We start from the raw sequence: 15,995 nt of genomic DNA, 5'->3' as shown, positions 1-15,995 counted from the left end.
GCCAGCAGCCGCTGCTTGGCCGCCTCGAACCCGCCCGGCGGGGGAACATCGAGTCCCGGATGTCCTCGCCGAGCTCGTTCACGAACAGCGCGGCGCACGCGTCGAGCGCCGCGCGGAACACCGGCAGGTGGGCGTACAGCTCGCGGCCCATGTCGACGTGCTGGCTGCCGCCGCCCGGGAACACGAACACCACCCGCGGCGCGCGGGCGCGCACCTGCCCGCGGACCACCTGGCCCGCGCCACGGCCGCTCAGGGCCGCCCGCGCGCCCTCCGAGTCGCGGCACACCGCCACGCAGCGCGCCGGCGCCAGCGCGGCTCGCTGCTGCAGCGTGTACGCGACGTCGGCCAGCGGCAGCGCCGGCCGCGAGCCCAGGTGCCCGGCCAGCCGCTCCGCCTGCGACGCCAGGGCGGCGCTCGTACGCGCCGACAGGGGCAACAGCGACCACGGTCGCCCGGGCCCGCTCGGCGCGGGCGCCGGCGCCTCCTCGAGGACCACGTGCGCGTTCGTCCCTCCGACCCCGAACGCGCTCACTCCCGCGCGCCGCGGCCCCGCCCCCGCCGGCCAGGCCACCGGCGCCGTGTTGACGAAGAACGGGCTCTCCGCGAGCCGCAGCTTCGGGTTCGGCGCCCGGAAGTGCAGCGTCGGCGGGATCTGGCCGCGCTCCAGCGCCAGAGTCGCCTTGATCAGCCCCGTCACCCCCGCGGCCGCGCTGAGGTGGCCCAGGTTGCTCTTCACCGAGCCCAGGGCGCAGCTCCCGACCGCCGCCTCGGCCCCGCGGAACACCTGCGTCAGCGCCGCGACCTCGATCGGGTCGCCGAGCCGCGTCGCCGTGCCGTGGGCCTCGACCAGCGCCACGCTGGCCGGCGACACCTCGGCCGCCGCGTAGGCCCGGCGCAGCACGTCGACCTGGCCCTGCAGCCCCGGCGCGGTGTAGCCGACCTTCTCGGCCCCGTCGTTGCCGATCGCCGAGCCGCGGATCACCGCCCGGATCGCGTCGCCGTCGCGCAGCGCGTCGCCGAGGCGCTTCAGCACCACCACCCCGACCCCGCTGGCGCCCACCGTCCCGCCGGCCTCGGCGTCGAAGGGCCGGCAGTGGCCGTCGGGCGACAGGATCGACCCGTCCTCGTGGACGTGGCCCAGCACCGACGCCGGCGCCACCGCGGCCCCGCCGGCCAGGGCCACGTCGCACTCGCCGGCGCGCAGGCTCTGGCTGGCCAGGTGGACCGCCACCAGCGACGTCGAGCACGCCGACAGCACCGTCACCGCCGGCCCGCGCAGCCCCAGCTTGTAGGCCACGCGCGAGGTCAGGTTGTCGGGGATGTTGGCGACCCCGCGCTGGAACTCGTCGATGCCCCCGCTCGACCCGCCGAGCGCCAGCCAGTGGCGCGGCGGGTCGCAGCCGCCGAACACGCCCACGCGCAGCGTCCCACGGCCCGGGTCGCAGGCCGCGTCCTCGAGCGCCGCGAACGCCGCCTCGAGGAACACCCGCTGCTGCGGGTCCATCAACCGCGCCTCCTGCGGGCTGTAGCCGAAGAACGCCGCGTCGAAGCAGAACGCGTCGTTCATGCGCCCGAACGCCGGCACGAATCCCGCCGCCGTCCGCAGCGCCGGGTCGACCCCGGCCGCGCTCAGCTCCTCGGCGTCGGCGAAGCGGATGCCTGAAGCCCCGCCGAGCAGGCCCTGCCACAGCGCCTCGACGTCGTCGGCCCCGGGGAAGCGCCCCGCCATGCCGACGATCGCGATCGCCTCGCTCCGCAGCTCCGGCCGCGTCGCCGTCGTTGCAGCTGCAACCTCCGAGGTCGCCGCCCCGGACAGCCGCCCCGCGAGGCTGCGGATCGTCGGGTGCTGGAACAGCTCGACCATGTCGACCCGCCGCCCGAACCGCGCCTCGATCGCCGTGCGCACCCGCGCCAGCAGCAGCGAGTGCCCGCCCAGCTCGAAGAACGCCTCGTCGATCCCGACCTGCTCGAGCCCCAGCACCTCGCGCCAGATCTGCGCCAGCGCCTGCTCCACCTGCGAGCGCGGCAGCTCGATCGCCCGCGCCTCCGCCCGCGGCCCCCGGTCCGCCAGCGCCCGCACGTCGACCTTGCCGTTCGGCAGCGTCGGCAACGCCTCCACGACCACCACCGACGACGGCACCATGTGCCCCGGCAGGCGCCCCTGCGCGAACGCCCGGACCGCCGCCGCCAGCCCCGCGTCACCGCTGCGCGGCACCACGTACGCCGCCAGCTCCTCGCGGATCACCACCACCACCGCGTCCTGCACCTCGGGGTGGGCGCGCACCACCGCCTCGACCTCGCCGAGCTCGATGCGGAAGCCGCGGAGCTTGACCTGGCGATCGAGCCGCCCGGCGAACTCGAGCTGCCCGTCGGGCCGCCAGCGCACGCGGTCGCCGGTGCGGTACAGCCGGGCGCCGCGCTGGCCCGAGAACGGATCCGGCACGAACCTCTCGGCGGTCAGGGCGGGCCGCCCGAGGTAGCCGCGCGCCACCCCGGCGCCGCCGACGTACAGCTCGCCGAACACGCCGACGGGCGCGGGCTGCCCCGACGGCTCGAGCACGTACACCTGCACGTCGGCGAGCGGCCGGCCGATCGGCGGCGGACCCTCGCCGGGCTCGCACGCGGCCGCGGAGGCGCACACCGTGGTCTCGGTCGGCCCGTAGGCGTTGACGAACCGCCGCCCGCGGCCCCACCGCGCCACCAGCTCGGCGCTGCAGGCCTCGCCCGCGGCGACTACGTGCACGAGGTCGGGCAGCGGGTCGTCGGCCATCGCCGCCAGCACCGACGGCGGCAGCACGCACATCGACACCCGCTGGCCGCGCAGCAGCTCGGCGAACTCGGGCCCCGGCACCGGCAACCGCGGCGGCAGCAGGCACAGCGTCGCCCCCACCCCCCACGCCAGCAGCAGCTCGAACACGAACGCGTCGAACGAGAGCGCCGAGAACTGCAGCACGACGCTCGCGTCCGTCAGCCCGAACAGCGCCCGCTGGGCCCGCGCCAGGTTGACCGCGCTGCGGTGCTCGACGACCACCCCTTCGGCCGCCCGGTCGAGCCCGACGTGTAGATCACGTACGCCGCCCGCCCCGGATCGTCGGCGACAGTCAAGTCCGTTGCATTCGCAACGATCGCCTCGTGATCGGCGTCGAGCCGGATCACCTCGCGCCCGACGAACCGCTCGGCCAGCCGCGCCTGCGTCAGCACCACCCGCGCGCCGCTGTCGGCCAGCATGAACTCCAGCCGCTCCGCGGGGTACGCCGGATCGAGCGGCAGGAACGCCGCCCCGGCCTTGAGCACCGCGACCACCGCGATCACCAGCTCGAGCGAGCGCTCCACGCTCACCGCCACCAGCGACTCCGCGCCGACGCCCCGCGCCGTCAGGTGCCGCGCCAGCTGCTCGGCGCGCCGCTCGAGCTCCGCGTACGTCAGCCGCGCCTCGCCGAGGGTCACCGCCACGCGCTCGGGCCCCTGCGCCGCCGCCCGGGCCACCAGCGCGTGCATCATCTCCGTCTCACGCCCCGGCGCCGCCGCGGTCCGGTTCCAGCGGGTCACCACCTCGGCGCGCTCCTCGGGCCCCAGGATCGCCACCTGCGACACCCGCCCCTGCGGCCGCGCGATCGCCCCGCGCAGCAGCGCCAGCAGGTGCTCGCCCATGCGCTCGATCGTCGCCCGCTCGAACAGATCGGCGCTGTACTCGAGCATCGCCGTCAGCTCGCCGCCCTCCTCCGACACGTACAGCGTCAGGTCGAAGATCGCCCGCGGCACGTCGGCCTCGACGCTCTCGACCTGCAGCCCCGAGAGCCGCAGCGCGCGGGCCCCGGGCGGCTGCGGCGCGAAGCCGACCTGCACGATCGGGTTGTGACTCAGCGTCCGCTCGGGCCGCAGCTCCTGGACGATGCGATCGAACGGCACCGCGTCGTGGTCGTAGGCCGCCAGGGTGGTCTTGCGGACCTGCGCCAGCAGCTCGACGAAGCTCGGGTCGCCGGCCAGGTCGACGCGGATCGGCAGCGTGTTGACGAAGAACCCGACCAGCCCCTCGAGCTCGACGCGGTCGCGGGCCGCCGTCGGCATGCCGAGCACGATCGTCGACTCGCCGGTGTAGCGGTGCAGCAGCGCCGCGAACCCGGCCAGCAGCACCAGCGTCGGCGACAGCCCGGCCGGCGCGCCGAGGCGCCGCAGCGCCGCGCTGACCTCGGCCCCCGGCGTCAGCGCGATCGCCCCGCCGCGGAAGCTCTGCGTGGAAGGCCGCGGCCGATCGGTCGGCAGCGGCAGCAGCTGCGGCGCGCCGGCCAGGGCCTCGCGCCACCACGCGATCGACCCCTCCAACCCCTGCTGCAGGCGTCCGCGCTCCCACGCCGCGTAGTCGGCGAATTGCAGCCCGAGCGGCGCCAACGAAGCGGCTTCACCGCGCACGTCGGCCTCGTACAGCGCCGCCAGCTCGTCGAGCAGCAGCCGCATCGACCAGCCGTCGATGACGATGTGGTGCAGGTCGAGCAGCAGGAAGTGCTCGTCGTCGGCCAGCTGCACCAGGCAGCCGCGCACCAGCGGCCCGCGCTCGAGGTCGAACGGCCGCCGCACCTCGGTCGCCAGCCGCTTCTCGAGCTCGAGCGCCCGCAGCTCGTCGGGCAGGCTGCGCAGGTCGAAGCGGCGCAGCGGCACCGCCCCGCGTTCCGCGACGACCTGCCGCGCCTGCCCCTCGATCTCGACGAAGGTCGTGCGCAGCGCCTCGTGGCGCGCCACCAGCCCGTCGAGCCCGCGCTGCAGCGCCGCCGCGTCGAGCCGCCCGCGCAGGCGGAACCCGTGCGGGCAGTTGTAGGCCGTGCTCTCGGGCGCCAGGCGGTGCAGGAAGAACAGCCGCTCCTGCGCCAGCGACAGCGGCAGCGGCCCGCCGCGCCCGGCCGGCTCGATCGCCGGCGCCTCGGTCACCGGCGCCCGCCGGGCCCGCACCAGCCCCGCCAGCGCCGCCACCGTCGGCCCCGCGTACAGCTGCGCCAGCGTCAGCTCGACCCCGAAGGTCCGCCGCACCCGCGCCAGCACCTGCGTCGCCAGCAGCGAGTGCCCGCCGAGCGCGAAGAAGTCGTCGTGCGCCCCGACCCGCTCGACCTTCAGCACGTCCTGCCAGATCGCCGCCAGCGACACCTCGAGCTCCGAGCGCGGCGGCACCGACGTGCTCGCCGTCGTGTCGTCCTCGGGCCGCGGCAGCGCGCGCTTGTCGATCTTCCCGTTCGGCGTCAGCGGCAGCTCGCGCAGGGCCACGAACGCCGTCGGGATCATCGCCTCCGTCAGCGAGCGGCGGAGGAACACCCGCAGCTCGGCCGCCACCTCGCCGGCGGCCTCGTCCTGGGTCGCCACGAAGTAGGCCACCAGCCGGCGCTCGCCCGGCGTGTCCTCGCGGGCGATCACCACCGCCTCCTGCACCCGCGGGTGACGGGAGATCGCCGACAGCACCTCTCCGAGCTCGACCCGGACGCCGCGGATCTTCACCTGATCGTCGCGCCGCCCCAGGTAGTCGATGATGCCGTCGGGCCGCTGACGGGTGATGTCGCCGGTGCGATAGAGCCGCGCCCCGGGCTCTGTGGCGAACGGATCGGGCACGAAGCGCTCGGCCGTCAGATCGGGGCGGTTCCAGTAGCCGCGGGCCAGGCCCTCGCCGCCGATGTAGAGCTCGCCCGGCACGCCGACCGGGCACGGGTTCATGTGCGGGTCGAGCACCAGCACGCGGGTGTTGGCGATCGGCCGCCCGATCGGCGGGTGCGGCACCCACTGCGCGCGCGCCTCGGGCAGCGCGTGGGCGGTGACCACGTGGCTCTCCGCCGGCCCGTAGTGATTGTGCAGGCTGCAGCCCGGCAGGCGCTCGAGCAGCGCGATCACGGGCGCGGTCAGGTGCATCTGCTCGCCCGTCGTCGTCACTTCCTTCAGGCTGCGCAGCACCTCGGGGCGCTCGGCGAACTCCTCCGCCAGCTGCTGCAGCACCACCACCGGCAGGATGACCTTCTCGATCGCCTCGGCCTCGATCACCGCGCCGAGGCGGGCCACGTCGTGGCGGACCGCCTCGTCGATCATGTGGACCGAGCCGCCGGTGCGCCAGGCGATGAACATCTCGTAGAAGCAGACATCGAAGCCGAGCGCCGCGAACTGCAGCGTGCGCGCTCCCCGAGCAGCTCCGCCGCGTGCCACTCGATCAGGTTGACGAGCGCTCCGTGCGGCATGCCGATCCCCTTCGGCCGGCCCGTCGAGCCCGAAGTGTAGATCACGTACGCCAGGTCGCCGGGGGCCGTGCGCGGCAGCGGCACCGGGCTCGCCTCGAACGCGACGTCGACCAGCACCGACTGGGCCTGGCTCGGCGGCAGCGCGGCCGCCAGCGCCGAGGTCGTCACCATCGCCGCCGCCCCGCTGTCGGCGACGATCCACCCCACCCGCTCCGCCGGGTACGCCGGGTCGAGCGGCACGTAGGTCCCGCCGGCCAGCAAGATCGCCAGCACCCCGACCGCCAGCTCGAGCGAGCGATCGAGGAACAGCCCGACCGGCACGTCGGCGCCGACGCCCAGGGCCCGCAGGCGCCAGGCCAGGCGGGTCGCGCGCTCGTGCAGCGCGCGGTAGGTCAGGCTCTGCCCGGCGCACACGACCGCCGGCGCCTCGGGCGTGCGCGCGACCTGGGCGGCGAACAGCGCCTGCAGGCAGTCGGGCCCGCGACGGGCCGCGTCGGTGGCGTTCCATTCGCGGACGATCGCCTGCATCTCGGTCGGCACCAGCAGCGCCAGCGCGGCGACCGGCCGCGTCGGCTCGGCCAGCGCCGCGACCAGCACCATCTCCCAGTGGCCGAGCAATCGCGCCACCGTGTCGGCCTCGAACAGGTCGCGGTCGTAGGCGGCGAGCAGCAGCCCGTCGCGCAGGTCGATCGACAGCTCGAGCTCGTGGCCCACCACCCCGAGGTCGAGGGCGACCGCCGACGGCTCCGCGCACGCGCCGTGGAAGTAGACCTGGCAGCCCGGCGCGCGGGTCGTCATCGCCGCGACCAGCGAGGCCAGCGCCCCGTGCTCCTGCGCCGTCGCGATCGCCGTGCGCGTCCGCGACAGCAGGGACTCGAAGCCTTGCTCCGGCGCCACCGCGACCCGCAGCATCCAGCGGTCGGCCACCGGCCCCAGCCGTACCTTCTCGGTCGGCCGGGCCGCGCGGGCCTCCACCACCAGCTCGACCTGGCCGGTATAGCGATGCAGCACCGCCAGCAGCCCCGCCAGCGCGACCGTCTCGACGTCGACGCCGGCGCGGCTCGCCGCGGCCGTGAGCGCCGCCGGAAGGTCGTCGCCGACCCGCCGCGACACTCTGCCGCCGGCGCGTGCGGGCATCGGCGAGCGCGGGCGATCCACCGGCAGCTCGAGCAGCGCCGGCGCGCCGGCGTGCTGGGCTTGCCACCATGCGATCGCGCCGCGGGTCCGGGGCGACTCCAGCGACTCGGCCTGCGCGTGCAGGTGCTGCGTATAGAGCCCGGTCACCTGTCCGGTCATGAGACCGGTCCCCTCGACCAGCATTCGCCATTCCTTGAGGAGGGACTCCGCGTCGCTGTCGGCATCGGCGAGGAGCGCGTGTACGACCAATACTGCCAGGTGCCGGTCGGCGCGCTGACGGATCAGGTAGATCCGCCAGGGTGGCTCGCCCTGCGGGTCGAGGCTGCCACGGGCCGCTTCGGCGGCGCGGCGCAGCACCTCTTCCTCGCTCCAGTCGCCGCCCTCGACGCGGACCAGCCGCGGCGACGCGGCCCCGGCGATCACTTGGTACAGCCGCGGTTCACCGTTCTCCTGCGTCTGCTCGCAGAAGGTCGTCCGCAGCAGATCGTGGCGCTCCCCGAGCCGCGCCGTCGCCTGCAGGGCCCGCCCCGGCTCGAGCGGTCCGTCGAGCCACGCGCCGGCGCAGCGGTGGTTCACCGGCGACGGCCCGAACAGCCCCAGGCGCAGCCACACCAGCGCCTGTTCGCACGAGGCGGCGATTGTGTAGCCCTCGACAGGTGCCTCCCGGTGCGGCGGGCCGACGTCGACGCAGTCGATTTCCGTGTATACATCCGAACGACGAAGGTGCACATTTCCCCCTTGATGCGCGAAGTCCACGCGCTAGAGCGACTCGCTGCTGTCCCTGGCCACTTCGTCTCGAGCGCGAATATGTATCGCCGAGAGAAATGCCCCTGGTCGTGGAGCCAAATAAAGACTATGTCCCGTGTAGCGGGTATGAATAGATATACACCGCGGCAACTCGCCGCGTAATAGGAATTCTACCGACCGGACACCTGTCCGCCATTCGCGTCGCGAATGTCATTCGCGAGAACTATGTATTTCAAGGTATCGCGACCTGGGCAACAAACTTTCGCACCGGTGAAACTGCTTCGTGCGGAGTGGGGAGATCTCCCCGGCGAATGACACTGTGAAACATTCACGGCTCCTGCAGCGAGCCGCTCGCCGCGCGAGATGCACATGCTGGGGTGTTTCTCGGTCGCCGCGGCCACACTACAGGAAAGGTCAGCATCGCGCACCTCGGATGTGTACTGGCCTGTCTCCACATTTCGCGGGCGCTCGCGGACGTGGACTCTCTCCAGCCGCGAGGTCGGCGACCGCTGCTTGCACTGGACCCTGATGAGACCGCCCGGCGCGACCCGACGGTGCGCCGACGCCGAGGAGATCGCCGGGCGAATCATGCCACCCCGCCTCCTCGTGCTGACAATCGATCCGCCCGCGCACGTCCTCGTCGGCGGCCCGCTGCGGACCGGCCTGTCAGGAACCGCGGCGCGCCGGGCAACAATCGCGGCCGGTCCGTCACGACCCCCGACACCGCAGCGGAGACCGACGTCCGCCTGCCGCGCGAGACCGCCGCGGTCGTCGCCGAGCGGGCCGCGAAACGCGGGTCGATCTGTCGCCGCCTCCTCGCGCGCAGCGACGGATCGTCGGCGCCCACCGCCGGACTCGCGCGCTCGCTCGACCGCGAGCCACCGCGCAGGCGGCCGCTCGCGCGCGCAAGATCGCCGCCGCTCTTCCTCTCCGCACTCCGGCGCCTGCCTCGATTCCCCGCACCGCCGCGCCCGCGACGGCTCGGGGGCGCTTCGATTCCTCGCACCGCCGCGCCCGTCGCCACGGCGACGGCGCGGGGCCGTCCTCGCGGAGTCCACCCGCGCTGCGATCTCCATCACGATCGCAGCTCGACGATCCGCTTCGCCATGTGTACCCGCGACACGACCCGCACCGCGATTCCTCGCACCGCCACGCCCCTGGCGACCGCGGCCACTCGTCGATCCGTCATCGCCATGCTTACCCGCGTCGCGGCCAGCCGCGCGATTCCCCGCACCGCCGCCCTCGCCACAGCTCGTCGGCCCCTCCCTGCGATGTTCTCCCGCGTCGCCGCCCGCACCGCGATTCCTCGCACCGCCCCGCCTGCAGCAACTCGTCGCCCCCTCACCGCGATGTTCACCCGCGCCGTCACCCGCCCCGCGATTCCCCGCGCCGCCGCCCCCTCGCGGCCGCGGCCACTCATCGCCCCCTCACTGCGATGTTCACCCGCACCGCCATTCACCGCCCCGTCGCCCTCGTCGCTGCGCCTGGCTCGGTTCCCCGCGGCGGCCTCGCTCAGGCATTCGTCAACCGCCGTGAGCTCGCTTGATCGATCCCGGCGAGGCCCGGCGGCCACCCAGCGCGTCGACTCGCCTCCCGCTCTCCCCCGTTAATAAAAGTAAAAAGGAATGGGCCCGCACGTTCCGACGGTAACCGGCGCGCGGACCAGACGCAACCGGTTCGGCCTGCCATGAATCTGCAGCGACGCCCGAGGTTGCGGCCCACAGACAGCACCTGGCCGAATCATCGGCGGCCGCCGTGAATCGTGCCTGACGTGCGCCGTCCCGCGGTCGATTGACCGCATGTTTTAAAAGACATCTCTCCCGCGCACCTCCGCGCTGCGACAATTCGCCGCCATCGACCCGGCCACGGCCCGACGCTCGCGTCGAGGACACCGGGCGAGGCGCTCCTGGCATTCATCGTCGGATGCCCGGTCCGCCTTCGTCCGTCGGGGCGACGCGGTGTGCGGCTCGCGGAGCGTCGACTCGCGCCCGCGAGTCCCGCATGAATCATGCCCTCGAGGCGCGCCGGACGACGGGCGAATCGCCTCGGTGCATCCGGACCCCAGCGCGCGCGCTCCTCCCATTCCCCTGTCGCTCGCACGCACCGTCCTGAATCACGAGCGCGCCGCGACCTCGGCCTTTTTGCGCCGCGCGCTCACGCTCCGCGCTCGGCGATGTGGATCGCGCTGGCGACGCTGTGCGCCACCGTCTCCTGCAGCAGCGACGAGAACAGCGTATACGCGGCCTTGTGCCCGTAGTACAGCCCCACCGCGCGGCGCTCGTCGATGCGGAAGCCGTGGCGCCACGCGATCGCCCCCGTGTCGGCGCGGCGGATCTCCACGTCCAGCTCCCCGTCGAACGAGAGGAACGTGAACGGCACCCCGAGCAGCCCCAGCACTCCGAGCGGTACTGCATTGCTGTGCAGGCGCAGGTCGGTGCGGCGGATGGCGCCGTCGATCACATACCTCGCGTCGCCGCCGGCCCGACAGCGATCCGGCGACGCCGTGACCTCGATCGGCCAGTCGGGCCGCGCCTCGCGGATCGTCGCCGCCAGCAGGTCCGGCAGCGCCGTCTGTAGATCGCCCGAGCGGACCTGCGGTCGCCCGTTCTTGCTGCCCGCGAACCCGCCGCGGTCGACGTAGTGGATCGTGTTCCCCATATAGAGGAGATTGGGCCCGGGGATCAGGCCCACCGGCGAGGTCGTCATCAACCGGTCGCCGCGCAGGTCGTCGAATCGACACACGAGCAGCGGCACCGGCGGGCCCGAAGCCTCCGGCAGCGCGGGCAGGTGGATCGGCGCCTCGTGCAGCGGTGAGAGGTGGGTACTACAGCCTGCCGCGACGAGCGACGCGAGCGCGAGTCCGCGTGGGAGCATGCGACCTTGAACCCGATGACCGCCCGGCTATTCCCGACTCGCAACGATCTTCGCCGCGCGCACGAGCGCCCGCCCGCGCGGGTCGACCCCGCCGCGCCCCGGTTCTCGCCCGCCCGGGGCGCCTCGCTCGCCGGCTCGTGGCTCGCCACGTCCGCCGTCTACCCCCGTATCACCTTTATCGCCCCCGCCGCTCATGTCGAGGCTCCACTCGCCTCACATTCGCCGCCTTGAGCCGGCGAGTATTCTCCCTCGCTTCACCCCTGCGCTTCACTCGCCTCACATTCGCCGCCGCGAGCCGCGAGCATTCTCCCTCTTCACTCCCACGCTCCGCTCGCCTTCCATTCGCCGCCGCGAGCATTCTCTCCCTTTACTCCCACGCTCCGCTCGCTTTCCATTCACCGCCGCGGGCCGCGAGGCAACCTCGCTTCACGCCGACGCTCCGTCCGCCCCTTTTCCGCCGCCGAGGCCCGCGAGCCATCCTCTCTCGCCTCGATGCTCCGCTTGCGTCCCATTCACCGCTCCCCTTCGCCTCGCTACATTTTCCATCTCGCTTCATCGCTATCCAATCGGCTCCGCAGCGTTCGCGCACTCGCCTCATCCACCATTCGTCCCCTCGATGCACCTCCGCGCGTCTCACTATCCGCCTCATCCGCTCACATCCTCGCATTCGCCAATTCCTCGCACTCCCCTCGCGTCTCCGATCCACCTCGCTGCTGTCCCCGCCCCGCGGAAGTGCGCATTCCCGTCTCAAGCCGTGCGACCTCGCGTCGCGGCGCCGTGTCCCTGCGCTGTCGGCTCGCCCCGATGACGCCGGGGCAGGTCCACCTCGCGCGCACACGCTGCGGACGGTGTCCGGTCCAGCTCACGCGCCCCGCAAGTCTTGCCGGCACGACTCCCTGGTATCGCGTATCGCTGGTGATACAGTGCAGTCCATCGATTGGCTGTCGACCGGAGATTGCGGTGATAGAGCCCATACGCGCGTTGCGCCCCCGATCTACCGAACTCCTGCGCGGCGACCTGCGCGACGTGAGCCTCGTCTCATTATTGCAACTGGCGCAGGTCGAGGCCATCAGCGGCTGGCTGCGCATCGAGGGCCGCGGCGAGATCAGCTTGCTCAAAGGTCATGTCGGCACCGTCGCCTGCGGCCGCCTCACCGGCGTCGAGGCCCTGCGCGAGCTCGCCTTCCACGACCGCGGCCGCTTCGTCCTGGCGCGCGGCGAGCCGGCCGGCGACCGCACCTGCGACAACGTCCCCTTCGCGCTGATGGACGCCTATCGCCTGCGCGACGAGTGGAAGCGGCTGGCCGACACCGTGCTGCGTCGGGTCGACGACAAGCCGTGGAAGCCCACCGGCGGCCCGTTCGACCCGATCGTGCTCGAGCTCGACGGCCGCCGCAGCCTCGCCGAGCTCGTCGACCCCCACCCCGGCATCACCACCCTGGTGATCGACGCCGCCCTCGACGCCCTGCGCCTCGGCCTCGTCGAGCGCGTGCACGGCGTCCCGCGGCGCCCGCCCCCGCTCGCGGTGGTCGACAGCGAGGACTACGACGACCTCGTCGACCGCGGCCGCGAGCTCACCCGCCGCGGCGAGTTCGACGCCGCCGAAGCGCTGCTCCGCCGCGCCCTCGCCCGCCGCCCGGACGATCGCGCGGTCCAACAAGTTGCGGGTCCTCGCCCGGCGTCGCGCCGAGGCCGGGCCCGACCCGGAGGAAGTCCGATGACCCGTTCCGAACAGATAAGCAAGCTGCTGCGCAACCTCTCCACCACCACCCCCGACATCGAGGCCGCGGCCGTCGTCGACAACGACGGCCTGCTCATCGCCTCCGCCTTGCCCGCCGACGTCGAAGACGACCGGGTCGCCGCCATGAGCGCGGCGCTCCTCGGCATGAGCGAGCGGATCGTCCGCGAGCTGGCGCGCGGCGAGTTCTCGCTGGTCATGGTCCGCGGCTCGCAGGGCTTTGCGATCCTCGCCCGCACCGGCGCCGACGCGGTGCTCACCGTGCTCGCCACCGAGGCCGCCAAGCTCGGCCTCGTCTTCCTCGACATCTCGCGCGCGGCGAAGGAGATCGGCCGCCTGCTCGGGTGACCCGATGCTCGGCGTCGAGGCCCAGCTCACCACGCTCCTGGGCGGCATGAACCGCGGCGGCGGCTACCCGCTGTCGCTCGTCTGCACCGACCAGGGCCTGCTCGTCGCCGCCGCCGGCGAGCACGCGCGCAGCGACGTCGCCGCCGGGCTCACCAGCCTGTTCGACGACATCGTCAACCGCGCCGTTCGCGACCTCGGCCTCGCCGGCGTCGACGAGCTCACCCTCGCCGCGCCCGACGCCGGTCGTGTCGTCATTCGCCCGCTGGCGCGCGACTGCGTGCCGCGGCTGTTCCTCGTCGTATTCGTCCCCGGCGGCCGCACCTGGCGCCGCCACACCAATCTCATCACCCGCAAGCTGCTGGCGCTGCTCAGCCCCTGGCTCACGCGCGCTGCGGCCCCGCAGGACACGCCATGACCGACACGTCCGAGATCTACGCCGCCATCCAGCGCTTCATCGGCTTCGACGCCGACGACGCCGCGCGCCTGCGCGAGCTGGCCCCGCTGTTCGCTACCCACGGCCCCGAGCTCACCGATCGCTTCTACGCCAAGCTCGCCGCCGACCCCGAGCAGGCGGCGCTCATCGCCGGCCGCGTCGACGCGCTCAAGCAGACCCACCTGCGCTGGCTGAACGAGCTGTTCGCCGGCGACTACGGCGAGCGCTACTTCGCCGAGCGCTGGCGGATCGGCCTCGCCCACGTGCGCGTCGGCGTGCGCCCGTGGTGGGTCGAGGCCGTCACCAGCTTCCTCCGCGGCGAGGGCCTCGCGCTGATCGAGGCGCACGCCGACGATCCCGCCCGCCGGACCGCCGCCGGGCGCAGCCTGCTCAAGATCCTCGACCTCGACCTCATGATCATCAACCTCGCCTACGCCGACGATCGCGTCGACCGCCTGTGCCGCTTCACCGGCATGAGCCGCAAGCTGATCGAGCGCTGCATCGCCCAGGCCCGCTGAGTCACGGCCCGGAATGACATGTCCTCGGGGACATGTCACGTCGGCCCGCCCGCGCGCCGCTCACTTGTAGCCGCGCGTCAGCAGCATCTTCGCCGAGGCGTCGAACGACGCCTGCGACGGCACCTCGAACTCGAAGGCGTCGGCCAGGCGGGTGATCACGTTGAACGCGAACGCCACCATCAGCGCGTCGATCACCCCCTGGCGCGACACCCCGGCGGCCAGCACCGGCGCGACGTCGGCCGCGGTGAGCGACTCGCGGGCGCGCGTCACCTTCGTCAGCAGGCCCAGCGTCGCCTTGACCTTCTCGGACAGCGCCGCGCCGTCGGGGTCGGCCAGCGCCGCCGCGACCGTCTCGTCGCCCATCACCTTCGACGCGACCGCGCCGTGGGCCCGCGTTCAGAACTCGCACTCGTTCTTCTTCGACACCCAGGCGGCGAACAGCTCGCGCTCGCCGAGCGACCACTCGGACGGCCCGCGCAGCACCTCCTGGAACAGCGCGCCCATCGGCGCGCCGAACATCTCCGGCCGGTAGCGCAGGGTGCGGACGACATCGGGCGCCCGGTGCCCGCTGAGCACCCGGATCAGCGCCAGCATCAACTTCTCTCGCACGCCGCGCGGCGCCTCGATCGACGGGATCCGCATGTCAGCCCTCGCTCTCCGCCAGCGCCGTCGCCAGCGCCGCCATCGCCGCGTCGAACTGCCGCGTCGCCTCGCCCACCGCCGTCGCCACGGTGAGCTCGAAGATCGCGTCGTCGCCCAGCCCCGCCTGGCGCACCGCCGCCATCATGTCGTCGTCGACGCGGTACGCGTCGCGCTGCACCGTCGCCACGTACGCCGCGATCGCCCCCGGCTCGCCCTCGCCGTCGTACGCGCGCCGGCGGGTCGCGCGGTCAGTGACGCCGTCGCGGCCGAGGATCGCCTGCTGGACCGCGCTCCGCAGCGCGCTGAAACGATCGACCTCGTGCATGCCGCGAGCATGCCACAGCCGGCCGACGGCGGGAGAGCGGCGCGGGGCGACCCACGCCCTGCCGGCCCGAGCCGCCCCGCCGCTCCGAGACTCGCTCGGACGGGCGGGGCGCGCTCGCGCCCACGGGACCTGCTGAACTTCAGGACATGTACTTCGGAGCAGAACTCTGGATCGACACCGGAGCCGCTCGAGGGGCGAGGTTCGGCGCAGCCGGAGAGGTCCGGTGCCGCCGTCGTGCGGCGCCCGTCGAGGAGCGCCGCGGGGCCGGTCCGCGCCGCCAGGACGCCAGTCCTGGACGCGGCGGTCGCTCAGCTCGTGTGCGCCGACGCCGACGCCGACACCGCGGCGGACTCACCGGCCCGACGCGGCCACTCGAGGCCGAGCTTGACGATCCGCCGCTTGAGCGCGTGGCGGGTGATGCCGAGCAGAGACGCCGCGCCGACGATGTTACCGGCGGTGGTGAGCGCCTCGTTGCAGAGGCGGCGTTCGGCGTTCTCGAGGTTGAAGTCTTCCAAAATCATCTGTGGCAAGGTCCGTACTCCGTGTGACGATGTGTATATCGCAACGGAGTGTTCTCGCGCGGATCAAGCGGAGCCGCGGCGGCAACTCACGACCGTTCCAGCCCCGCTTTTACGGCCGTCTGTGCCGGCGTCGCGTCCGCGAGGCCCCGCCCACGAGCGGCCGCCAGCGGGCTCCCCGCGCCCTTACACGCGACTTTCACGAAGATTCATCGCCGCCCGCGGCGGTCCGATCGCCGTCGCCGGTCGCCTGCGAGATCGGTCGAGTCCCACATCCACGAACTATGGCGACACGCGCGATTATGAGCAATGCCAATCCGCGGTGACGCCAGGCCCCTGCGACCGCTCGGCGCGGCCGACGACGCGGCCGCAGCGGCGAGCGCCTGACGACGTCGTCGGCACGCCCGCCGCAACTCGGACGGAGCGACCGGCGGCTCATGCCCTGGTCGGCACGCCGCCGCGGCCCGGTCGATCGCGTCGTCGGAGCGGCCGACGCGTGCCGACGTCGTC

9 protein-coding genes and 1 pseudogene are annotated in these 15,995 nt (G+C 73.4%); 3 read left to right on the top strand and 7 right to left on the bottom strand.

The window, feature by feature from the left end; translation table 11 throughout:
* Positions 1–256: 256 nt before the first annotated feature.
* The 3 genes and pseudogenes from OV079_RS00620 to OV079_RS00610 form a co-directional block, all read right to left on the bottom strand.
* Positions 257–6,096: pseudogene (locus tag OV079_RS00620) on the bottom strand (condensation domain-containing protein); the annotation flags it as partial.
* The gene (locus tag OV079_RS00615; RefSeq protein WP_267765622.1) at positions 6,057–8,072 is read right to left on the bottom strand and encodes an AMP-binding protein; all 2,016 of its coding nucleotides are present in this window, start codon (positions 8,070–8,072) and stop codon (positions 6,057–6,059) included. The gene OV079_RS00615 and the pseudogene OV079_RS00620, both read right to left, overlap by 40 nt.
* 2,172 nt (positions 8,073–10,244) lie before the next feature.
* The gene (locus OV079_RS00610; RefSeq protein WP_267765621.1) at positions 10,245–10,964 is read right to left on the bottom strand and encodes a hypothetical protein; all 720 of its coding nucleotides are present in this window, start codon (positions 10,962–10,964) and stop codon (positions 10,245–10,247) included.
* 981 nt (positions 10,965–11,945) lie between these two features.
* Between OV079_RS00610 and OV079_RS00605 the strand changes: the two genes are divergently transcribed.
* Genes OV079_RS00605 through OV079_RS00595 form a run of 3 tightly spaced genes read left to right on the top strand, consistent with a single transcriptional unit; the run spans position 11,946 to position 14,000 of the window.
* Positions 11,946–13,049, top strand: a complete 1,104-nt coding sequence (locus tag OV079_RS00605; RefSeq protein ID WP_267765620.1) for a roadblock/LC7 domain-containing protein — start codon at positions 11,946–11,948, stop codon at positions 13,047–13,049.
* Between the two features lie 4 nt (positions 13,050–13,053).
* Positions 13,054–13,464 carry a hypothetical protein gene (locus tag OV079_RS00600; protein WP_267765619.1) on the top strand — a complete coding sequence of 137 codons (411 nt, stop codon included), beginning with the start codon at positions 13,054–13,056 and terminating at the stop codon, positions 13,462–13,464.
* Positions 13,461–14,000, top strand: coding sequence for a protoglobin domain-containing protein (locus OV079_RS00595; RefSeq protein WP_267765618.1), 540 nt, complete (start codon positions 13,461–13,463; stop codon positions 13,998–14,000). Before OV079_RS00600 ends, OV079_RS00595 begins: the two co-directional genes overlap by 4 nt.
* Before the next feature lie 60 nt (positions 14,001–14,060).
* Here OV079_RS00595 and OV079_RS00590 read toward each other — a convergent pair whose 3' ends face one another.
* From OV079_RS00590 to OV079_RS00575, 4 genes are all read right to left on the bottom strand, one after another.
* On the bottom strand, positions 14,061–14,363 hold the full coding sequence (locus OV079_RS00590; protein WP_267765617.1) for a carboxymuconolactone decarboxylase family protein: 303 nt from the start codon (positions 14,361–14,363) through the stop codon (positions 14,061–14,063).
* Positions 14,364–14,396: 33 nt separating this feature from the next.
* Positions 14,397–14,642: a carboxymuconolactone decarboxylase family protein gene (locus tag OV079_RS00585; protein WP_267765615.1), complete on the bottom strand. Its 246-nt coding sequence runs from the start codon at positions 14,640–14,642 to the stop codon at positions 14,397–14,399.
* A gap of 1 nt (position 14,643) precedes the next feature.
* Positions 14,644–14,967, bottom strand: a complete 324-nt coding sequence (locus tag OV079_RS00580; RefSeq protein ID WP_267765614.1) for a hypothetical protein — start codon at positions 14,965–14,967, stop codon at positions 14,644–14,646.
* 308 nt (positions 14,968–15,275) lie between these two features.
* Positions 15,276–15,488: a helix-turn-helix domain-containing protein gene (locus OV079_RS00575; RefSeq protein ID WP_267778422.1), complete on the bottom strand. Its 213-nt coding sequence runs from the start codon at positions 15,486–15,488 to the stop codon at positions 15,276–15,278.
* Positions 15,489–15,995: the final 507 nt, after the last annotated feature.

Origin of the sequence: Nannocystis pusilla (genome assembly GCF_026626665.1) — a bacterium.
Classification (GTDB): domain Bacteria; phylum Myxococcota_A; class Polyangia; order Nannocystales; family Nannocystaceae; genus Nannocystis; species Nannocystis pusilla.
Note: the sequence above shows the minus strand (reverse complement) of the source record. Positions and strands in the feature narration are given on the sequence as shown.